Genomic DNA, 21,512 nt, shown 5'->3' on the forward strand with positions numbered 1-21,512 from the left:
GGCAGCGGATGCCGCGGGTCGCGAAATTCTCCGACATAACCGAGCCTGAGCCCCGACCGGGGAGCCGCTCCGAGCACGCGCGACCGGTCACGCGGACCGTGCGTGCGACATCCGGTCAGCGGTGCAGCGCGGGCACGATCAGGTAGACGCCGTACAGCACGGCCGCGACGCTGACCGAGAAGCAGGCATAGGCTCCGACGAGCGCGAGGCGCTTCTGGAACACGGTCAGCGGGTTCGCGGTCGCCGATTTGCGCCGCCGCTTGGCCTCTTTGGCCGCCCGCTTGGGCGTGAGCACCGTGATCGCGCCGGTGAAGGACGCCGGATCCACCACGAGCGCGCGGCCGGCACTCGTCAGCAGCCGGAGTCCGAGGGAGTACAGGCTCACGACGAGGGTCGACGAGAGGAGCGAAGCCCCGGCGACGACGAAGAATGCGCCCCAGTCGATCACAGCGATACCTTCTTCCGGTCGCGGCGCGCGATTCGCCTGGGCGTCTTCTTGATCTTCACGACGAGGGCGGCGTCGTCGATGTCGTGGAGGTTGTCGTGGGTGATGCGGGTGCGCCGCGACTGCCGGAACAGCAGGGCGACGATGACCGAGCCGAGGACCAGGTCGATGACGAGCCCGATCGGCCCGAGCAGGGTGAAGCCTGCGGCGAACGCGCCCATGACCGCGGAGGCGGGCAGGGTCAGCAGCCAGCCGAGCGCGATCTGGCCGGCCATACCCCAGCGCACGGTCGCCCCGCGGCGGCCGAGGCCGGAACCGATGACGGAGCCGGAGGCGACCTGGGTGGTCGAGAGCGCGAAGCCGAGGTGGCTCGAGGCGAGGATCGTCGCGGCCGTGCTCGTCTCCGCGGCGAAGCCCTGGGCGGGCTTGACGTCGGTGAGTCCCCTGCCCATCGTGAGGATGATCCGCCAGCCGCCGGTGTACGTGCCGATCGCGATGGCGAGCGCGCACGTGCAGATGACCCACCACTGCGGGCCGCTGCCGACCGCCTGGAATCCGCCGGCGATGAGGGTCAGCGTGATCACGCCCATCGTCTTCTGCGCGTCATTGGTGCCGTGGGCGAGGGCGACGAGGGAGGACGAGAAGATCTGCGCGTACCGGAAGCCGCCCCGGCCGTCCGCTTTGCCTGCGTCACGACGCGTGATGAAGTAGGCGAGCCTGGTCGCGACGAGCGCGACGACACCGACCGTGACCGGTGCGATCAGGGCAGGCAGGATCACCTTCGCGAAGACGACGGTGAAGTCGACCGACTGGACGCCGATGCCGATGATGGCCGCGCCGATCAGGCCGCCGAAGAGGGCGTGGCTCGAGCTCGACGGCAGGCCGCGGAGCCAGGTGATCAGGTTCCAGACGATCGCGCCGATGAGCCCGGCGAAGATGATCTGCGGCGTGATCTGCACCCCGCCGTTGCCCTCGCGGATGATGCCCCCCGACACGGTCTTCGCGACCTCGGTGGAGAGGAATGCGCCGACGAGGTTGAGCACGGCTGCGAGGCCGACGGCGACCTTGGGCCGCATCGCCCCGGTCGCGATGGGCGTCGCCATCGCGTTCGCGGTGTCGTGGAAGCCGTTGGTGAAGTCGAAGACGAGGGACAGCGCAATGACGAGCGCGACGATCAGGGTGAGATCCACCGGAGGCTTTCTTGTTCGGCTGCAACAGGGTGCAGCCGAATCCGCGCTGCTTCCCGGACGCCGGACGGACAAGCGACCTAACGATCCTGACACTCCCGGGAGGTCAGGTCAATTCAGCGGGAATACTGCTCGCGTTCAGACGCCGTTCACCGGCGGCCCCTGCCCGCCCAGCCGCCCGCCCGGCTGCCCGGCTGCCCGCTCAGCTGCTCGCGACCACCGTCGCCAGGTCCGCGCCGAAGGTGAACGTGCGGCGCACGGGCACGCCAGCGAGCACGCCAGGCAGCCAGTGCCTGGCATCGTCCCACATCTCGTCGAGGGGCAGCGCTGCGACGTCGAACCAGACCGGGTTGAGTTCGTCCGATTCCCGGGGAGTGCCGCTCCAGTCGCTGCACACGAAGACGGACGATTCCTGGCTCCATGCCTCCCGGTGCGGGAACAGGTAGGTCAGCACCCCGAGGGCGGTGAGAGCGGATGCCGCGACGGAGAGTCCGGACTCCTCCTCGATTTCGCGCACCGCGGCATCCACCGCGGTTTCACCGGGTTCGAGCTTGCCGCCGAGGCCGACGATGTTGCCGAGGCCGAGGCCCTTCTTCTTCCGGCCGAGGAGCACCTGGGTGCCTCCGGCGGGCGATTCGCGGGTGAGGTAGCACACGCACACCTGGGGCAGGGTCATGGACCCAGCTTAACGGCGGGGTTTGTTAGGCTGCGCCTATGAATTTCGTTCCCGAATCGGGCACCATCACCATGTTCACGACCAACTGGTGCGGCTATTGCTCCCGGCTGAAGTCCCAGCTGGACAAGGCCGGCGTCGGCTACACCGAGGTCAACGTCGAAGAAGTCGACGGCACGAGTGAGCTCGTGATGAGCCTGAACGGTGGAAACCGCACCGTGCCGACGGTCCTGTTCCCGGACGGGTCGAGCGCGACCAACCCCTCGCTCGCGCAGGTCCAGGCCAAACTCGCCTGACCCTCTCCTCCCCGGTTCCACCAGCTGAGGGGTCGTAAATCGACCTTGTAACACGCTGAGGGGTCGCAATTCGACCTTCCCGTGTGCTGCGAAGGTCGATCTGCGACCCCTCAGGGATGCGATCGGGTGATGCTGCCGGCTCTAGCCGAAGAGGACGGCGGCCTCGTCGTAGCGTGCCTGCGGGACGGTCTTCAGGCCGATCGTGGCGTCGGCGATGCTGACGATCTCGATGTCGGTGCCCTTGAGCGAGACCATGGAGCCCCACTGGCCGGCGTGGATCGCGTCGACGGCGGCCATGCCCAGGCGGGTGGCGAGCACGCGGTCGTATGCCGACGGGGAGCCGCCGCGCTGGGTGTGGCCGAGGACGGTCGCGCGGGTTTCGATGCCGGTGCGCTCTTCGACCATCGGGGCGATCATTTCGCTGATGCCGCCGAGGCGGGGACGGTTGAACGCGTCGAGGCCCTTGGTGGAGAGTGCTTCCTCCATGCCGGCGAGCTTGAAGCCCTCAGAGACGACGAGGACCGGCGCGCGGCCGCGGTCGCGGACGCTGAGGACCCACTCGCAGATCTGCTCGATGGTCTGGCTCTGCTCGGGGATGAGGATGGCGTGTGCTCCGCCGGCCATGCCGGAGTGCAGGGCGATCCAGCCGACGTGGCGGCCCATGACCTCGACGATCATGCAGCGGCCGTGCGACTCTGCGGTGGTGCGGAGGCGGTCGATGGCCTCGGTCGCGATCTCGACGGCGGTGTTGAAGCCGAACGAGTAGTCGGTGGCCTCGAGGTCGTTGTCGATGGTCTTCGGCACGCCGACGATGCGGATGCCTGCGTCGGTGAGGCGGCGGGCTGCGGTCAGCGTGCCCTCGCCACCGATCGCGATAATGGCGTCGATGCCCTCGGCATCCATCATCTTCTGGATGTTAACGGGTCCGCCGTTCTCGCCCTCGAACGGGTTCGTGCGCGAGCTGCCCAGAATGGTGCCGCCCTGACGGGATAATCCACGCACACTGTGGCGATCGAGGGTCATGAACTCCCCTGCACCAGCCCGCGCCAGCCGTTGCGGATTCCGATGAATTCATCATCGAGAACGCGGACACCTTTAAGGACGGAACCGCGAATAACCGCGTTCAACCCGGGGCAGTCTCCACCGCTCGTGAGGATACCAATTTTCATCTGTGACTGCTCCTTCATGCTCAAGTACTCATGTCGGCGCCTGCACCAACCCCTAATGATGGTCCCGAATCGGGGCCAGACTCAAATCCGCGCCGGGGAGTGCGGGCTACAGCTCCCCGTCGAGTGCCTGGGTGAGCAGGAACACGAGGGCGCTGGCCTGGATCGAGTCCTCGGACGAGGCCTCGCCCTCGACCCCGTCGAGCGCGCGGGCCGCGAGACCCTGCTTGCTGCCGATCAGTTCGGCGATGCGCGCGTCGATCGTGTGCGCGGCGATGATCCGCCACGCGGTGACCGGTTCCGACTGGCCGATGCGGTGCACCCGGTCGATGGCCTGGGTCTGCTCCGCGGCCGTCCAGCTGAGCTCGGCGAGCACGACGTTCGAGGCCGCCTGCAGGTTGACCCCGACGCCGGCGGCGCTGAGCGAGCAGACGACGACGGCGACACCCGGGTCGTTGTTGAACGAGTCGATCGCGGCCTGGCGGGCGAGCGCGGTCTGGTCGCCCCTGAGGGAGACGGAGCGCATGCCGCGCTTGGCGAAGATCTGCTCAGCGGTGTCCATGACGTCGATGTGCTTGGCGAAGAACACGACCTTGCCGACCGAGTGCGCGAGCTGCACGGCGTAGTCTGCGGCGAGCCCGGCCTTGGCCTGGCCGATCTTGCGCACCATGGTGAACACGTTCTCGCCCGTGGTCTGGCCCTTGGACTCCTCGAGCTCGGCGTGGGCGACCGCGCGGATGAACGCGGCCCGCTGGGCTCCGTCGAGGCTGGGCGCCGTGCGGCCGGGATGGCGCGCGGACACGAGGCCGTGGTACCGAGTGACGAGGCGGGCTGCGAGTTCCCGTTCGGCCTGGCGGATCGAGCGCCCGAGGTCGTCGTCGAGCTCGACCGGCAGGTCGGCGATGCGCTTGGCGGGCAGGTCCGTCGCGACGTCGACCTTGCGGCGGCGCACGATACCCATGTCGATGACCGCGGCCCTGGCTTCGGAGTAGAAACCGGCATCCGCCGGGGTGAGGCCGGTGGCCTCGAGCCGGGCCATCAGCTTCGCAGTCGGCTTGTCGCCGTCTATCCAGCCGAGGAACTGCCAGATGGCGCGGAAGTCGTCGACGTCGTTGATCAGGGGGTGCCGGTCAGGGCCATCAGCAGCGGGTTGCCGCCGGGGTGCGGCGGCGGATCTGCTCGGCGAGGGCGAGTACGTGGCGGGAGCGCTGCGACTGCAGGTTCTTGATGAAGTGCGCCTCATCGACGACCATGCCCTTGAAGCCGAGGGTGCCGAGCCAGGCCCTGTGCCGGTCGAGCACGTCGTAGTTCACGATGACGACGTCGGCGAAGGCGTCGAGGGTGTCGCCGTCGCCGTGGATGACGCTGCGGCGTCCACATCTCGACCTCGCGCACCCAGTTCATCTTGACGACGTTGGGCACGATGGCGAGCAGCGGGTACGCGCCGGCGACGGATGCCGCGAGCAGGCTCTGCGCGGTCTTGCCGAGACCAGGCTCATCGGCGAGCAGGTAACTGCGATGGCCGAGCCGTGCGCTCTCGATGAAGCGGGACTGGTGCCGCATGAGTTCCATGCCGGGCGGGGAAAGCCGGTCGATGACGGGCGCCTCCGGCAGGTCCATGCTCGCGGCCTGGCCGCCTGAGCCGTATTCGAAGGACTTGAAGAGCGGGCCGATCAGTTCCCAGTTGGCGAGGCGGCGCCCGGAGATGACGGGAGCGGCCTGGACGGCGCTGAAATCGGGGGCGAGGAAGGGGTTCGCGAGCTGGCGCGCCCGCACGGACTGCGGGACGACCTGGTTCTCCGGCTCATCGGGCTTGACCTCGGGCTCGCGGGTGATGATCAGTTCGTCCGGGCTCAGGTCCGCCCCGGATTCGAGGAGCCAGTCGCGGCGGAAGCGCTGTGCGACGGTCGACACTCCGGCGTCGGGTTCGAGGAGGGTGATCAGGCTCGTGTCGCGGGCCGCGGTCTTCGCGAGGATCTGCGCGATGCCGTCGAGGCGTTTGAGCAGCTCTGCCCTGTTCGCGTCGGTCAGTTCGCGGTCGCCCTTGACCCTGGCGCGTTCCTCGCGCATCAGGAGCGCGATGACCTGGTATTTCGTGCGGTTCGTCGGCCCGAGCTTGGTGCCCGACTGGGCCTTGGCTTCGACCTCGCGCACCTTGCGGGCGAGGATCGGGATGATCGGGGCGTCGTCGTCCCTCGAGCGTGCGCGCTGCCTGGCGCGGCCTCCGGCCGGGGCATGGTTGTTCGAGCCTGGGGCCTGGTGGCGGGTGTATGCCATTCTTCTCCAACTTCACAGCGGCTGTGGCAGCGTGATCCACGCGCGACGTCGTGCGGCATCCGTGGACACCAGAGCGATCAATCGAAAGAACCGGGCCGAGCCAACGAAACGATTGTGCTGCAGACCGCTTCGGTACTACACCGGGGAGGTCGAGACGACGACCGGGTTTCGACGCACCTGTAGTCTACGCCCGCGCATCCGCCCGATGACACACCCCGCACGACGCTCAGTGCACGGGGACCTTGACGCGCACCCCGACCACGATGAAGAGCAGCGCCGCGACATACTGTGCGGCCACCCAGCCTTGCCCGTTCAACCCGATCACGAAGATCGGGTTCCACAGCACGGCGATGGGGGCGAGGCCGATGAGCCACCACCAGGCCTTCCCCTGCACGGCAAAGACGCAGAGGATGAGGGCGAGGATGCTGACGGTGTACCGGATGATGATGAAACTGTCGGCGTCGATCAGGGCGAGACCGGCAAGCAGGGCGATGGCGCCGAGCAGGCCGGGCGCGAGAGCTGCCCGGGAAAAGGTGGGTGCGACCGGGGTGCCCATCAGACGCCCCCTCCCCCGCCGCCGCCGCCTCCGCCGCCGACGGACCCGCCGCCGCCGAACCCGGAACTCGAGGAGCTGGACGCGGTGCCCGACCACGCCGACGTCGTCGAGCTCGCGAAGCCGCTCAGGCTCGCCGCGAAGAACCCGGCGTTGAACGCACCGGTGCCGTAGTACCAGTCCGGCTGGGACCGGCTCTGCGCGTAGTACTCACCGAGCACGGCCGACCAGTCCTTCTCCTGCCCGAACAGCACGGCGAACGGCAACAGGCGCTCGTAGAGCTTGAGGACCTGCAACGGCTGCCCGGGGTCGACCATCATTTCCGGGCTCCCCGGCTCCGGGCGGTACGGCGAGCGCAGGGCGCCCTGGGGGCTCTGCAGCACCCGCAACCTGTCGGTCTCGGCGACTCCGATGTACAACCTGACTCCTTCGAGGTAATCGCGCAGTTCCGCCCCTGCTGCGGTGAGCGGGCGGATGCTCGACGCGAGTGACACGGTCGTGATGGCGCCGATCAGCCCGGCGAGGAGGACCAGGAACGGCCACGCCCCGCCGATCTCGAGCGCGAGACCGACGACGCCGCCGAGAACGGCGACGAGGCCGCCGACAACGGAGAGGCCGAGCAGCGCGGAACGCAGGGACCCGCCCTTCTTCTCACGGAAACCGGCGGGGATCGCCGCCCGGCGGGTCGCCCGCAGTTCGCCCTGAAGCGCGGTGGTGAGGCTGGTGCTCTTCTTCTTGAGGTCGCGCTGGGTGCCCGGTTTCAGCCCGGGAAAGAGGTGGCCGAGCATGGAGAGCTCCGTCGCGTCGACGCCCCGGGTGTCCCGCAGCTCGAGCAGGTAGTGCTTGGACCCTGAGCCTTCGAGCACCCGCACGTTGCCGCGCACGGCGAACTGCAGGAACTGGGCGGTGATGGCCTTCGTGGACGTGCGGGTCACCTCGCCGGCCTGGAGCAGGTTGACACCCTTCGGCGGCAGGTATTCGGCGATGATCGTGGGCCGGCCGGGCGCATTGCGCCAGCGGGTCGCCCGCAGGGCGATCGCGAGGGCGGCGCAGACGAGCGCGAGCACGGCACCGGCGAGGCCGACGGCGGGGATCGGGCTCGCGAAGAACGAGTTGTCCCTCGGCACGAAGGTACCCGGGGTGAAGCCGACGACCAGGGTGAGTCCCTCATGGGCGGCAAGGCTGCCGCTGCTCGCGCTGATCCGGGTTCCGGTCGTCGCCGCCGCACTCGAATCCGTGCTGATCTCGGAGCAGTCGGCCGAGGAATTCGTCGATCCCTGGAGGCACCTGGCCTGGCCGGTCAGCCGGCCGGTGAGCTCAGGGTCGACCGTGAGCGTCGCGGAGACGGAGCCGAAGGGCTGGGCCCAGCCGGTTCCGTTGACCTCCCAGTAGAACTCCTCATCCTGCGCATCCGTCGGAACGAGGGTCACGTCACGCTGCGTGTATGTGATCACATAGGTCTGCGCGCCGTGCACGTAGCCGTCGGCTGCGCTCGTCACGATGAAGAAGTCGCCGGCGTCGCTCTCGCTCGTGTCGCTCGGCCGCGGGGCACCGTTCTCGTCGGTGACGCTCACAAGGTCGATCCCGGTCGGATGCCCGTCGTAGTGGCTCGGGATCGACCGACGGATGCCGTGGTTCTGATCGAAGTCCGGGAACCGGGCGACGATGGTCTCCGTCGTCGTCAACGCGGAGTGCCCGTCCGCTGACCGGCTGAGCACGAAGTCGGAGTGCATCGAATCGAAGCTGAAGTCGTCGACGCCGCCGGGCACGGAGCCGGCGGGCTGCCCCAGGGGCGCGGCCGCGACGGCCGCCGCGGGCACCGACAGGGTGAGGAGGGCGAACGCGCCCAGGATGGTGACGAACAGGGATCGAGCCAATCGGCGCATGCCCCCACTCTAGCGAGCGGGCTGGGGCGCAGACGTCGCTTCGGCCGTGGCCGTGATGCGGTTGGCCATCCCGCTGAAGATGATCCCGTGGAACGGCAGGATCGAGAACCAGTAGAGCCGGCCACCGAGGCCGCGTGGGAAGAACACGGCACGCTGCCGGTAGACGGAGCCACCGTCCGCGGCCGGTTCGGCGGTCATCTCGAGCCAGGCCAGCCCGGGAACCCGCATCTCGGCACGGAGCCGGAGGAAACGCCCGCGCTCGAGGCTCTCCACCCGCCAGAAGTCGAGCACGTCGCCGGTGTGCAGCCGTTCCGCGTCGCGCCGGCCACGGCGGAGCCCGACGCCGCCGACGAGCTTGTCCGCCCAGCCGCGCACGGCCCAGGCGAGAGGGAATGAGTACCAGCCGTTGTCGCCGCCGATGCCCTCGATGATGCGCCACAGTTCGGCGGGCGCCGCGGGGGTGTGCTTCGTACGAACGTCGGTGTAGACGAGGTGCCCCGCCCACTCCGGGTCGCTCGGCAGCGGGTTGCTGCTCGCCCCCTCGATCGAGGCGTTCCGCCAGCTGGTCTCGACGTCGCCGTCGCGCATCCGCCCGAGCGCGAGCCGCACGGCCGTGCGGTACCCGGTGAGACCGCCGTCGGGGACGGGGATGTACCCGTCGATGTCGTGTTCGCCCATCACGCAGTCGTTCTGCAGGGAGGCGATGATCGGCACGGCGAGGTTGCGCGGGATCGGGGTGACGAGGTTGACCCACTGCGAGGCGAGCCACGGGGTCAGCACCGGCAATGAGGCGATCGGGCGCTGGCGAAGTCCCGCCTCGAGGGCGTAGCCGTTCATCATCTGCCCGTAGCGGAGCACGTCGGGACCGCCGATATCGAAGGTTCGGTTGACGGAGTCGGGCAGGTCCGCCGCGGCGACGAGGTAGTAGAGCACGTCGCGCACGGCGATCGGCTGGATCTTGTTCCGCACCCACTTCGGTGCGGGCATGTACGGCAGCACGTCGGTCAGGTGCCGGATCATCTCGAAGGACGTCGAGCCGCTCCCGATCACGACGCCGGCCTGCAGGGCGGCTGTCGGCACGCCGGAGGCCAGCAGGATCCGTCCGACCTCGGCCCGGGAACGCAGGTGCCGGGAGAGGGTCTCGGTGTCCGGGTGCAGCCCGCCGAGGTAGACGATCCGCGAGACGCCGGCCGCCGCAGCTGCCGACGCCACCGTGCGGGCGGCCCGCGCCTCGGCCTGCTCGAAGTCGCCCGAACTGCCCATCGCGTGCACGAGGTAGTAGACGACGTCGATCCCGGCGCACGCCGCGTCCACGGCGTCGGCGTCTGCGAGGTCGCCGACCCGGATGTCCACCCGGTCCCGCCAGGGGACGTCGGTGAGCTTCTGCGGCGAGCGCACGAGCACGGTCACCTCGAATCCGGCGTCGAGGAGGAGCGGAACCAGCCGCCCGCCGATGTAGCCGGTCGCCCCGGTCACGAGTGCTCGTCTGGCAGTCATGGTCAGAGCCTAGGGCGAATGCCGGCGCTGAGGCTGGGAGCCTGCCGGGCCTGTGGATGAATCGCTCGCGCTCGATGCGAATCCGGCAGGATCGGCGCATGACTCTTCGACTCGACCCCCGGTATCCGCTCGTCTGGCGCTCGCCGGACACCATCCAGCTCGGCGTCGACCACCCGGCGCTCCGCCTCCGCGTGCCCGGCCCCGGCCTCGAACGCGTCATCGACGCGCTCCGGTCCGGGGTGCCCCGCAGCGGCGCCGTCATGCTCGGCCGCACGGGCGGGGCGACTGCAGAATCCGTCTCCGCCCTCCTCGCCGCGCTCCGCCCGGTCCTGCTCGACGACCTCGGGCCGGAGTCCTCGACGCCGGCGCTCCGGCACTGGGTGTCCGTCGACGGGCGCGGCACGACGGCCGCGCGGCTCCGTTCCTTCCTCGACGACCTCGGGCTCGACACCCACGAACTCGACGACGGTGTCGGCGGAAGCGCACGGGTCGCCGACGATTCCGGCTACGGCACCGGCATCCGTTTCAGCACCGCGAGCCGCACCGGCGCGGATGCCGCCGCCCCCGCGGACACGGACCTCGCGGTGATCATCGGCCGGTTCGCGATCGAGCCGGCACGCTACCGGCGCTGGCTGAACCGCGACGTGCCGCACCTGCCGGTCGTGTTCGGAGACCGGAAGGTGCGGATCGGCCCGCTCGTGGAGCCGGGGTTGGGCCCGTGCCTGTTCTGCCTCGAGCAGGCCAGGGTCGACGCCGACCCGGCCTGGCCCGCGATGGCGAGCCAGCTGGCCCACCGGCCTGCGCCGACGGAGTCAGCGCGTCGTGGCCTCGAGGTCGCTGTCCGGGTTGCGGGGATCGTGCAGGATCGGGTGCTGTCCGGTCACTCGGCGCTCGCGGGCGTCTCCCTGTCGATCGACGCCGCGAGCGGAAGGATCACGCGCCGCGTCCACCGGCCGCACGAGCGTTGCGCATGCCGAGCTCTGTCAGGAACCGCGATCGTTCCCTCGGTGCCCGTTGCTGGTGCCCGGACGCGGACCAGCTCAGGGCGAGTCGCCGGCGTGCCCTGGTGATGCCGACGTAGAGCAGCCGGCGTTCCTCGTCGATCTGCTCGAAGGTACCCGCGTAGCTGATCGGGACGAGCCCCTCTGACAGCCCCACCACGAAGACGGCGTCCCATTCGAGGCCCTTGGCCGAGTGCAGCGTCGCGAGGGTCACCGCCGAGACGGTCGGTTCGTGCTGGCCTGCCTGCCGCTCCATCAGTTCGTCGGTGAACTGGCGGAACGTCGTTCCGGGCGCGGCCTGGTCGACGAGCCCCATGATGGCGTTGAGCGATTCCCAGCGGTCCCGCACCGCACCGGCGGCCTCCGGCGCTGTCTGGCTCCAGCCGAGCGAGCGCAGCACGTCGCTGGCCGACTTGAACAGCGGCTCGCCCACGATCGAAACGGATGCCGCTCGCAGCTGCATCACGGCCTGCTTGACCTCGGTGAGGTCGAAGAACCGCTTCGATCCACGGATCTGGTAGCTGATGGACAGGTCGCCGAGCGCGGTCTCGAGCGCCGCGGCCTGCACGTTGACCCGGTAGAGCACGGCGATGTCTTCCGGCCGGATGCCGGATTCGATCAGTTCGAGGATCTGCTGGGCGACCCCGCGTGCCTCCGCGAGGTCGTTCGCGTACTCGTGCACGCTCGGTTCGACCCCCGGCTCCGCCGAGTGCGCGCGCAGGGTGAGCGCCCCGGTGCGGCCGCGCATCAGCTGGTTCGCGGTCGTGACGATCGCCCCCGTCGACCGGTAGTTCTGTTCGAGGCGCACGACCGTCGCATCCTCCCAGCGCTTGGGGAAGTCGAGAAGGTAGTCGCTGCGGGCGCCCGCGAAGGAATAGATGGTCTGGCTGGCGTCGCCGACCACGCACAGGTCCCTGCGTGGCCCGACCCAGAGGGCGAGCAGGTCGTGCTGCAACGGCGACACGTCCTGATACTCGTCGACGACGAAGAACCGGTACTGCTCGCGCACCTGCAGGGCGACGGAGGGTTCGGACTCGATCATCCCGGCCATCGCGAGCAGGACATCCTCGAAGTCGATCTGCTTGCGCTCATCCTTCAGCCGCTCGTAGCGTTCGTGCATCGCCACGACCTGGTCGGCGTCGAGCCGGCCGGGCAGGCTGCGCCTGGCGATGCCGGCGGCGTAGTCCTCGATGCTGAGCCCGGTGGTCTTGCGCCACTCGACCTCGGCGGCGAGGTCGCGCAGGGTCGCGGTGTCGAGCCGGAGTTTGAGCTGTTCGGCGGCGTGGCCGAGCAACCGGCCCTTTCCGTCGAGGATGCGCGGCGCCTGGCCGCCGACGACGTGCGGCCAGAAGTAGTTGAGCTGGGAGAGCGCTGCGGCGTGGAAGGTGCGTGCCGCGACGCCGCCGGCGCCGAGTTGGCGCAGCCGGCCCCGGAGTTCCGCGGCGGCCCGCGAGGTGAAGGTGAGCGCCATCACCCGGTTCGGGGCGTACGCGCCGGTCATCACCCCGTAGGCGATCCGGTGGGTGATCGCGCGGGTCTTGCCGGTGCCTGCGCCCGCGAGCATGCACACCGGCCCGACGAGGGCCTCCGCGGCGATGCGCTGCTGGTCGTCGAGGCCGGCCAGAAGCGTCTCGGGGGTCAGCGCCATCCGGCGACCAGGTCGGGGCCGAAGTCGATCGGTCCGCCGTACCACTGCTCGATGATCGCGCGTGCGATCGAGGAGCGGCCGGGCAGGATGATGCTGTCGCCGGCCGCGGCCAGTTCGGAGCGGCTGAACCAGCGCAGGTCGAGGATCTCGTCACCGTCAGGCAGGACACCGTCCGGCTGCTGGCCGTCGGCGAGGCGCGCGGTGAAGCCGAACATGATCGAGGCGGGGAACGGCCACGGCTGGGAGCCGAGGTAGACCGGGTCGGTGACGCGGAGGCCGGACTCCTCGAACATCTCGCGGATGACGGCCGCCTCGAGGGACTCCCCCGGTTCGACGAAGCCCGCGAGCAGGGAATAGCGGTTGTTCTCCCACAGGGCGTTCGACCCGAGCAGGATGCGCTCGTCGGCATCGGTGATCAGCACGATCACGGCGGGGTCCGTTCGGGGGAACACCTGGCTGCCGTCCACGGGGCACCGGCGGCTCCAGCCGCCGCCCTCGACCTCGGTTGCGGCGCCGCAGCGCGGGCAGTGCGCGTGCGAGGCGTGCCAGTTCGCGAGCGCGAGCGCTTCGGTGAAGAGGCCGGCGTCGCGGTCGGAGAGGGCGCTCGCGACAGTGCGGAGCGGCACCCAGAGGGACTCGTCCGGTTCGAGGGTCGCGGCCGCGCCGTCGTCGAGGATAACGGCGACCAGGCGGGTGCCCGCGGGTTCCGCGCCCTCGTCGGCGAGGGACCTGCCGAGGTAGAGCTCGATCGGGGTCTGCGCGACGAGGGCGGGCGGGAACAGGCGCAGCCGGGGCCGGCGGCTTCCGGTATCGGTTGCGGCGAGCTCGTGGGTGCCTGCGGGGGCCGCACCCGGCGTTCCCGCCAGGAGGGTGGACCCGCGCCAGAGCGGGAGGACGCGCGTGGAGGCATCCGCCCGGAGCTCGTCGAAGAGTCCGGGTATGGCCCGGGTGAGGTGGTCCCTGTCGACGGCGTGGCGCGACAGTGGCAGTTGGGAGGTGAACGTGAACGGCATGAAGACCCTTCGGACTCTGGCGTGACTGCCGAAGTTATGTGGAGGCGTGGCGAACGACCACACCGAGGGGAAGTCGACCTAACCTAGTAGGCATGGCCAGATCCCATCTCACTCTAGCCGCGCTCGCCACTTCAGCCGTGCCCGGTCTCGACGTCGTCCAGGCCCGCAGCCATGGCTCCAGCGGGCGCTCCTCCGGCGCGCCCGGAGCATACGATTCCGCTGTCCTGCTGGACCGCGACGGACGCTCCCTGATCATCCGGGTGCCGCTTTCCCAGGCCGCGGAGACCGAGCAGTCCGCGGACCTCGTCGCGCTCCGCGCCCTGACCGTCGGCAATCGCAGCCGCCTGCCGTTCGACGTTCCGCAGTTCGTCGGGCAGGCCCCGCTCAGCGGGACGCGCGCCGTCGTCTACGAGTTCCTGCCCGGCGACACCTTCGACGCGGACGCCCTCACCGGACACGCCGGGGTCTCCGGGTCGATCGGCCGGGCCATCGCGGCCATACACGGCCTGCCGACCGCGGTGGTGAGCGATGCCGGGCTCACGCAACGCAGCGCCCAGGACTGCCGCACCGAGGTGATCGACCTGATCGGCCGCACCGAGGCGACCGGGTACCTGCCTGCGGCCCTGCTCCGCCGCTGGGAGCTCGCGACCGACGACGACGCGCTCTGGCAGTTCCTGCCCTGCGTCATCCACGGTTCACTGTCCGCGGAGTCCTTCCTGATCGGCGAGGATTCCGTGACGGCCGTGCTCGGCTGGGCGGCGCTGAGCGTCGGCGACCCGGCCAGGGACCTGAACTGGTTGCTCGCCTCCCGGGGAGCCGCCGGCGAAGCGGCGATCGCATCCTACGGCGGCGTGCGCCAGGGCAACGACCCGCGCATCACGCAGCGGGCGATGCTCTACGCAGAGCTCGAGCTCGCACGCTGGCTGCTGCACGGCACCGACACCCGCAACCAGGGAATCGTCGATGACGCCGTCGCGATGCTCGACGGGCTCGTCGAGAACGTGCACCACGCGACCTCGCACCCGCTGTCCCCGAAGACCGGCCCGATCCTGAACGTGTCCGAGGTCGAGAGACTGCTCGCCGCGACCCCGTACGCCGCGGTGAAGCGCGCGCCGGCCGCCGCGATGCACACGGATGCCTACACGCTGTCCGACTTCGAGACCGGCGAGTTCGCCGACGAACCGGACACCACCGGCGCGATCGACGTCGTGGGCGACGGCACGGACACCGGCACCGGCGCCGAGGTGCGGGACACGACCGAGGACCACGCCGCCACGAGGTCCGCCTCGGAGTAGAGCCGCTCGGGGGCGACCACGGTGTCGTCGGCGACGAAATAGAACACCGCGTCGACCTCGTCAGGGTCGATCCCCTTCCAGGTCGCGTACGCGAGGCGGTAGAGCGCGAGCTGCGTCTGCTTGAGTTCGAGGTCCGCTGCGTTCTTCGGCGCCCGGCCCGTCTTCCAGTCCACGACCTGGTAGCCCGTCCCTGTGCGGTACACCGCGTCGAGCTTGCAGATGAAGACCTGGCCGGCGAGCACGTAATGGATCTCGATTTCGACCTCCTCCGGTTTGAGGCCGGCCCAGGGCGACCGTTCGAAGGTCGCCTGGAGGCGTTCGAGCTGGGCCTGCTCGAGCGGCTGGTTCTGGTCGAGGTCGAGTTCGAAGGCATCGGCATCCGTGTCGGTGTCTGCTTCGAAGAGCCCGGCGTCGATCCGGTCGCCGCCGAGGAGGCCGCCGGCCCGTCGCTCGACCCAGGAGTGGAAGAGGGTGCCGAGCCGGGTGGCCCGGTACGGCCGCTCGGGCATGGGGCGGCGCACCTGTGCGGCGACCCCGGCGGGATCGTCGACGTAGTCCTTGAACCGCGAGGCGGGGATGCGGGCGGGCAGCGGTGCGACCGTGCCTGCGCCCAGGCGGAGGGCGCGTTCCTCGAGCAGCAGGGTCACGACGTGGGACCAGCGTGTCTCGCGGGCCAGGGCGTCCGGATCGTTCGCTGCGGCGCGCACCCCGGAAGCGGCCTCTTCGACGACGGCCCGGCGGGTGCCGAGCGGGTCGAAGGGCCAGGCCGGCGTGAGGCCGTCCTCCGGGGCCGGTTTCTCGGCGTTGGCGCTTTCCTCTGGCAGGGGGTCGATGAGGCCGGCCTCCGCGAGCTCGACGAGGTAGCGGCTCGGGGTGCGCACGGTCGAGCCAGAGCCCCAGAACGAACCGGTCAGCAGGAGTTCGTGCCTGGCCCGGGTGGTGGCGACGTAGATCAGCCGGCGTTCCTCGTCGTCGTGGCGGCCGGCGAGGTCCGCCTTGTACGCCTGGAAGGCGAGGTCGTAGGACAGCTGGCTGTCGTGGCCGGTCCAGTCGAGCTGGGGCAGTTCGGCGTGGTCGCCGCGGAACGGGTACGGCAGCTCGCCGAAGCGGATCCAGCCGGTGACCTCGCGCGCGGGGGCCGGCAGGCTCTTGTCTGTGAGGTTCGGGATCGCGACGTAGTCCCACTCGAGGCCCTTCGCGCCATGGATGGTGAGGAGTTGCACGGTGCCCTGTTCGGCCACCTCGGCGCGCGGTCCCCTGTCGTCGGCGAGTTCGGCCCGGCCGAGCCAGCGCAGGAAGCTCGCGGCGGTGCCGAGCTCGTCACTCGCGAGGAAGTCGGAGATGGTGTCGTGGAAGGCGTAAAGGTTCGCGAGGCCGAGGCTGTTGTTCTCGTTCGCGACGAGTTCGACGTCGAGGAGGAGCTCCTGTTCGACTAGGCGCACGAAGTCGAGCAGCGGAAGACCGGCCCGCGAGCGCAACCAGGCCAGCAGCTTGCCTGCTGCGCGCAGCCGCTCACGGCCGGTGTCGGTGAAGCCGGCGAGCTGGCCGTGACCGGGCGGCGCCGCCGCGGCGAAGTCGAGGGCGTCGACGAGGAGGCCCCCTCGTCGTCGGCGACGGACGCACGGAGCTTCTCCGTGAGCTCCCGGCTGACGGCCTTCTGCGCCCAGTCGTGGGCGGCGAGCCAGCGCGAGACGGCCGCGAGGTGCTGCAGGTCGCGCGGGCCGACCTGGAACCGGGCACCACTCAGCAACCGGACGAGTTCGCTTCCCGCCGAGGGATCGTGCACGACCCTGAGCACGCTGACGACGTCGGTGACTTCCGGGGTGGAGAGCAGCCCGCCGAGGCCGAGCACGTGGGCGCGGACGCCGTTCGCGCGGAGGACCCCGGCGAAGAAGTCCATGTCGCGCCGGGCGCGGAAGAGGATGGCGCCGGACTTGTCGCTGCCGGCGCCGAGCCGGGCGGCGAACCAGCTGGCGACGGCCTGGGCCTCGTCGGTGGCCGTCTCGGCGAGCTGTGCGGAGACAGCGCCGGGCCGGGTGCCGTCCGGCACCTTGAGCGTCTCGACCTGGATGCCGTCCGTCCGGCGGCGCAGGGCCTCGCTGAGCGGGGCGACGAGCGTGTTCGCGGCGTCGAGGACCGACCGGGGGTTGCGCCAGGTGAAGGAGAGCGACATGGACGGGGTGACCCGGCGTTCCGAGCGGGCGTCGGGGTCGAAGTCGGCGGAGAAGGCGAGCAGGTTCGCGGAGCTCGCACCGCGCCAGCCGTAGATGGACTGGTGCGGGTCGCCGACGGCCATCACCGGATGCCTGGCGAAGAGGGTGTGCAGGAGTTCGGTCTGGAGCACGGAGGTGTCCTGGTACTCGTCGAGCAGCACCACCGAGTACTGTTCGCGGTACCCCGCGACGACCCGCGGAACCCGCTGGCTCACCTGCAGGGCGAGGGCGACCTGGTCGGAGAATTCGATCAGGCCGAGCCGGCGCTTCTCCCGGTCGTACCAGTCGGCGAGTTCGGCGAGCACGGGCAGCGGCCCGACCGCGGCGAGTGAGTCGACGACGGAGGTGTACGGGACCTTCTTGCGCGGGTTGCCGTATGGAAGGTCTTCGAGGTAGGCGAAGCCGGCGGCGAGGCCGGCGAGATCGTGCCCGGCGCGGCCGGGGGCGCCTGCCGGGCCGGTCGTTGCCAGGCCGGTCGTTGCCAGGCCCGTTGTAAGGGGAGGCGGGTTCTCGGCGAGCAGGCGGCTGAACCGGAGCACGGCATCCGTCACGGCGTCGAGGCTCTTGCCCCAGGGCACGAGCCTGTGGTCGCCGTGTTCGATCACGACACGGCGGGCGAGCAGCCACGCGCTCGTCTCGGTGAGCAGGACGGACTCGGGTTCGCGGCCGAGCAGGAGGGCGTTGTCGGTGAAGAGACGGCTCGCGAAGGAGTTGTACGTCGACACGGTCGGGGTGTTGAACAGGCCGGAGTCGACGAGCTCGCCGGTGGTCTCTGCGCCCGCGGCCGGAGTCGGCGCGGGCAGCAGTCCGTTGGCGTCGAGCTGCGCGATGCGGTCGCCGATGCGCTCGGCGAGTTCGCCGGCCGCCTTGCGGGTGAAGGTGAGGCCGAGGACCTGGTCTGGGCGGGCGAGGCCGTTGGCGAGCAGCCAGAGCACCCGGTTGGCCATGGTCTCGGTCTTGCCGCTGCCGGCTCCGGCCACGACGAGGGTCGGCGCGAGCGGGGCCTCGATCACCGCCTGCTGTTCCGGGGTGGGCGGGAACATGCCGAGCGTGCCGGCGATCTCGAGGGCGCTGACCGGGTTCTGCGGACGATGCGGGTCGTGCGGCACGGGCGTTCCGTTCTGCCTCACGAGCTGACCTGCCCGATGATGTGGATGCGGCAGGCCCCGTGCGAGCGCGGGTCGAGGCAGTGTGTGGCGAGCTCGGCGACGAAGGTCGCCCCGCCCATCAGCGCCGCGTCGGCACCCACCCTGGTGCGGAAGGCGAGGAGCTGTTCCGCGGTGAAGGTGGTCTGGGTGGGGTTGCGGTAGTTCTGCTTAGCTGTGCCGGAGGAGACGATTACGAGGCGGGCTCCCGCGAGGGGCGTCCCGGCGGGGACGCCCTCGATCTGGCCTTCCTGGAAGGCGAGCTGGTAGGCGCCGAGCTGCGGGTGTTCCGCCACGCCCGCGTCGCTCACGGGGTCTCCGCGCCCGGTCTTGAGATCGACGATGACGGCGCTGCCGTCGGCGAGGCGTTCGACCCGGTCGACGGTGCCGGTGAGCCACGCGCCGTCGACGTCGAACCCGAAGCTGCCCTCGGCGCTCAGGAGTTCGCCGCCGGCGTGTTCGAAGTCGAGCAGGTAGGAGGCGAGCCGGTCGGTGAGGACGCGCGCGTCGGCGCGCTGCACCTCGGACTGCCACTCCGCGTCGAAGCGGAGCTCGCCCCAGCGCTCGTCGACCGCCTGCCACAGTGCTTCTGGCTGGCGGTCGGTCGACTCCTCCATGACCGCGTGGATGATCGTGCCGAGGTTCGCGGCCGTGTTCGAGCTGCCGCCGCCGAGCCGGCCGATCGCCCAGTGCAGCGGGCAGGTCTCGACAGCGGCCATCTTCGACGGGGAGACCCGCACCGGCTCGTCACCGGCCGTTGGGTCGTTGAGGGGTTGTAGCGTGCTGGGGCCCGCGAGGCCGTACCACTGGCCGGGGTCAGCACCGGGCACGGCTGCCGCGGCGAGCCTCGCGAGGGTTGCCGCGGCATCCGTTGCGCGCTCCGACCGTTCGGGGTGTTCGGACAGGGCGCCCGCCGCGACGCCCCTGGTGAGGTCGCGGCGCAACCGGCCGACGAGACCGCGGAGTGACACCGGGTAGCGCCCGGCGGGATCGGTGCCGTCAGCCCCGGCCGGCGGGGTCGGCCGCGGCAGCAGCTTGAGGAACACCGACGGTTCGTTCTCCTCGTTGTCGACGGCCGTGACGAGGAGTTCGCTCCGGGCCCGGCTCGCGGCCTGGGCGAACATGCGCAGCTCGTCGTGCAGGACCTCGGTGCGCGCGTCGCCGCCTCGGGGGTCGCGTCCGGAAGCGAGGGCGGCGAGATCGCCCGAACCGAGCAGCGAGCCGCGGATGCGCAGGTCCGGCCAGACGTTCTGCTGCACGTTCGCGATCACGACGAGGTCGAACTCGCGGCCGATCAGCCCGTTCGGGGTCGAGACGGTGACGGCGTCCCCGAGGGCGCGGGGGGCGAGGGTGTCCTCTGGGACGTCGGTGTCGACGAGGTGTTCGAGGAAGAGCACCGGCGGGGCCGCCGGGGTGCGTTCGACGTAGCGTTGCGCTGCGGAGAACAGGGCTACGACGGCGTCGAGGTTGTGGTTGGCCTCGTCGGCGATGATGCCGATTCCGGTGGACTGCTCGAGCCATTCCCTGGCGAGGCCGCTGCGCTGCCAGAGGCCCCAGAGCAGTTCCTCGATGGTGGCCCCCGCCTCGTATTCGACGGATGCGGCGAGCAGGCTCTCCGCGCAACTCGCCGCGCGGCGGGCGGTGCGGTTGTCGATCGCCGACAACAGCGACGGCGTCGCGAACACGGCGGCGAGAAGCTCGTCGGCACTGCGGGTACGGGCGGCGCTCGGGGTCGCGCCGGTTGCCGGCTCGCCGGGCTCCTGTTTGCCGAGTTCCTGTTGGCCGAGTTCCTGTTGGCGCAGCGCCGCGCGGAGGCGCCGCAGGGTGATCGGGTCGAGGCCACCGAGGGGGCCGCGCAGGAGTTCGGTCGCCGCTTCGGCGTCGAGGGGACGGCGGCCGAGAGTGACGTCGAGGGCGAGGATGAACGCACGCACCGCCCATTCGTCGCGGAGGGCGGTCTGCGCTGAGGGCACCTGGGTGGGCACCTCGAGGGCCGCGAGGCCGCGGGCGAGTGCCGGGATGGCCGAACCGCTCCGCGCGACCACGGCCATGCGGCCCCACGGCACTCCGTCGAGCACATGCCGTTCCCTCAGCCGCCCGGCGATGAGCGCGAGCTGGTCGGCGGGGCTCGCCGCGAGGAGGGTTTCGACAGAGGCGGCGGATGCTTCGGTGCCGGCCGCGTCGGTGCCGGACTTTGCGACGCCCGACTCTGCGGCTCCTGGGTCTGCGGTGCCGGACTCGACTGAGGGCACGTCGGACGGGGACTCGACGCTCCCGGCCCGGCGTTGGGTGCCCGCGGACGCGGTCCCGATCCGGTGGGTGATCTCCCGCACGACGCCCCGGATGGCGGGTCCATGCCGGTAGACGGTGTCGAGCACGAGGGTCGTGACGCGTGGTGCGCCCGGAGCGAGGTAGTCGGCGAGCCTGCCGAGGGCATCCGCGTGGGCGCCGTTGAACGAGCCGGTCGTGATGTCGGGGTCGCCTGCCGCCACGATCGCGACGCCGCGCGCCGCGAACTGGGCGAGCAGGGTGAGGGTGGCCCTGTTCAGTTCCTGGGCGTCGTCGACGACGATGAGGCGGAGGCCTGCAAGGGTGCCGAGGGTCGCGGCTCCCGCGGACCCGGGAGCCGCTGCGGCGACGACGGCCGCGGCGAAGCCGGCGAGCTCGGTGGAATCGTACTGGCCGGGCCGGCTCTGGTCTTTGACCTCGTCGTAGCCGCGGATGAACCGGGCAGCCGCGATCCATTCCGGGCGGTCGGTCGCTGCACCGAGCTCGACGAGGCGGGTGGGGGTGATCCCGTATTCCACGGCCCGCATCATCAGGTTGCGCAGTTCGGTGCGGAACCCGCGCAGCCGGCGCACGCCCGCGTCGAGGGTGGGCGGCCAGGCCGGGCCGGACGGACCCGCCCCGTCGCCGTCACGGACCCCGTCACGGTCGCGCACGCCGCCGAAGTCGCCGCTGCCATCGACGGGGTTGCCGTCGTCAAGGTCGCCCTGGAGGAGTTCGGCGATGATCTGGTCCTGCTCGCCACCGGTGAGCAGCGTCGGCGCCGGTCCGCCGGCCGCGGCCTCCGCTCCGCGCACGAGTTCGAACGCGACGGAGTTCGCCGTGCGGGCGAGCGGGCCGTTGGTCGGAACGCCGAGGCGGAGCGCAAGCCGGTCACGCAGCACGGTGGCGCCCGCCCGGGTCGGCACGAGCAGGAGGACCTCCCCGGCGC

Annotated in this window: 12 protein-coding genes and 3 pseudogenes; 2 read left to right on the forward strand and 13 right to left on the reverse strand. The window is 70.7% G+C overall.

Translation table 11 applies throughout. The features are described from left to right. Window positions 1–115 precede the first annotated feature (115 nt). The 3 genes from RGU41_RS10370 to RGU41_RS10380 form a co-directional block, all read right to left on the reverse strand. The gene (locus tag RGU41_RS10370; protein WP_134449566.1) at window positions 116–448 is read right to left on the reverse strand and encodes a peptidase; all 333 of its coding nucleotides are present in this window, start codon (window positions 446–448) and stop codon (window positions 116–118) included. After that, entirely contained in the window at window positions 445–1,635 is a 1,191-nt protein-coding gene (locus RGU41_RS10375) for an inorganic phosphate transporter (RefSeq protein WP_134449565.1), read from the reverse strand. Before RGU41_RS10375 ends, RGU41_RS10370 begins: the two co-directional genes overlap by 4 nt. Before the next feature lie 199 nt (window positions 1,636–1,834). After that, window positions 1,835–2,308 carry an 8-oxo-dGTP diphosphatase gene (locus RGU41_RS10380; RefSeq protein ID WP_134449564.1) on the reverse strand — a complete coding sequence of 158 codons (474 nt, stop codon included), beginning with the start codon at window positions 2,306–2,308 and terminating at the stop codon, window positions 1,835–1,837. Between the two features lie 38 nt (window positions 2,309–2,346). On the opposite strand from RGU41_RS10380, the gene RGU41_RS10385 reads away from it, so the two are divergent. After that, entirely contained in the window at window positions 2,347–2,601 is a 255-nt protein-coding gene (locus RGU41_RS10385; protein ID WP_134449563.1) for a mycoredoxin, read from the forward strand. 141 nt (window positions 2,602–2,742) lie between these two features. On the opposite strand, the pseudogene RGU41_RS10390 reads toward RGU41_RS10385, so the two are convergent. From RGU41_RS10390 to nudC, 7 genes and pseudogenes are all read right to left on the reverse strand, one after another. Continuing rightward, window positions 2,743–3,770: pseudogene (locus RGU41_RS10390) on the reverse strand (6-phosphofructokinase). A 106-nt stretch (window positions 3,771–3,876) separates the two neighbouring features. Next, window positions 3,877–6,044 (reverse strand): annotated as a pseudogene (locus RGU41_RS10395) (DEAD/DEAH box helicase). A 226-nt stretch (window positions 6,045–6,270) separates the two neighbouring features. Next, a complete protein-coding gene (locus RGU41_RS10400) occupies window positions 6,271–6,600 on the reverse strand; it encodes a DUF6804 family protein (RefSeq protein ID WP_241975349.1) in 330 nt (109 codons plus the stop codon). Beyond that, entirely contained in the window at window positions 6,600–8,483 is a 1,884-nt protein-coding gene (locus tag RGU41_RS10405) for a DUF2207 domain-containing protein (protein ID WP_322136172.1), read from the reverse strand. The genes RGU41_RS10400 and RGU41_RS10405 overlap by 1 nt, the downstream gene beginning before the upstream one ends. 9 nt (window positions 8,484–8,492) lie before the next feature. After that, on the reverse strand, window positions 8,493–9,980 hold the full coding sequence (locus RGU41_RS10410) for an SDR family oxidoreductase (protein ID WP_134449560.1): 1,488 nt from the start codon (window positions 9,978–9,980) through the stop codon (window positions 8,493–8,495). A 933-nt stretch (window positions 9,981–10,913) separates the two neighbouring features. Further along, entirely contained in the window at window positions 10,914–12,629 is a 1,716-nt protein-coding gene (locus RGU41_RS10415; protein ID WP_134449559.1) for an ATP-dependent helicase, read from the reverse strand. Next, on the reverse strand, window positions 12,620–13,642 hold the full coding sequence (gene nudC, locus RGU41_RS10420) for an NAD(+) diphosphatase (protein WP_134559129.1): 1,023 nt from the start codon (window positions 13,640–13,642) through the stop codon (window positions 12,620–12,622). The genes RGU41_RS10415 and nudC overlap by 10 nt, the downstream gene beginning before the upstream one ends. 92 nt (window positions 13,643–13,734) lie before the next feature. Here nudC and RGU41_RS10425 point away from each other — a divergent pair, with 92 nt between their 5' ends. Beyond that, window positions 13,735–14,937 carry a phosphotransferase gene (locus RGU41_RS10425; protein WP_322136173.1) on the forward strand — a complete coding sequence of 401 codons (1,203 nt, stop codon included), beginning with the start codon at window positions 13,735–13,737 and terminating at the stop codon, window positions 14,935–14,937. Window positions 14,938–14,954: 17 nt separating this feature from the next. Here the strand turns inward: RGU41_RS10425 and RGU41_RS10430 are convergent. From RGU41_RS10430 to RGU41_RS10440, 3 genes and pseudogenes are all read right to left on the reverse strand, one after another. Then, window positions 14,955–16,379 (reverse strand): annotated as a pseudogene (locus RGU41_RS10430) (3'-5' exonuclease); the annotation flags it as partial. After that, the gene (locus RGU41_RS10435) at window positions 16,370–18,280 is read right to left on the reverse strand and encodes an ATP-dependent helicase (protein WP_322136174.1); all 1,911 of its coding nucleotides are present in this window, start codon (window positions 18,278–18,280) and stop codon (window positions 16,370–16,372) included. The pseudogene RGU41_RS10430 and the gene RGU41_RS10435, both read right to left, overlap by 10 nt. Next, on the reverse strand, window positions 18,277–21,489 hold the full coding sequence (locus tag RGU41_RS10440) for a PD-(D/E)XK nuclease family protein (protein ID WP_322136175.1): 3,213 nt from the start codon (window positions 21,487–21,489) through the stop codon (window positions 18,277–18,279). The genes RGU41_RS10435 and RGU41_RS10440 overlap by 4 nt, the downstream gene beginning before the upstream one ends. Window positions 21,490–21,512 lie beyond the last annotated feature (23 nt).

This window comes from Cryobacterium sp. 10C3 (assembly GCF_034314285.1).
In the GTDB taxonomy this organism is placed as follows: Bacteria; Actinomycetota; Actinomycetes; order Actinomycetales; family Microbacteriaceae; genus Cryobacterium; species Cryobacterium glucosi.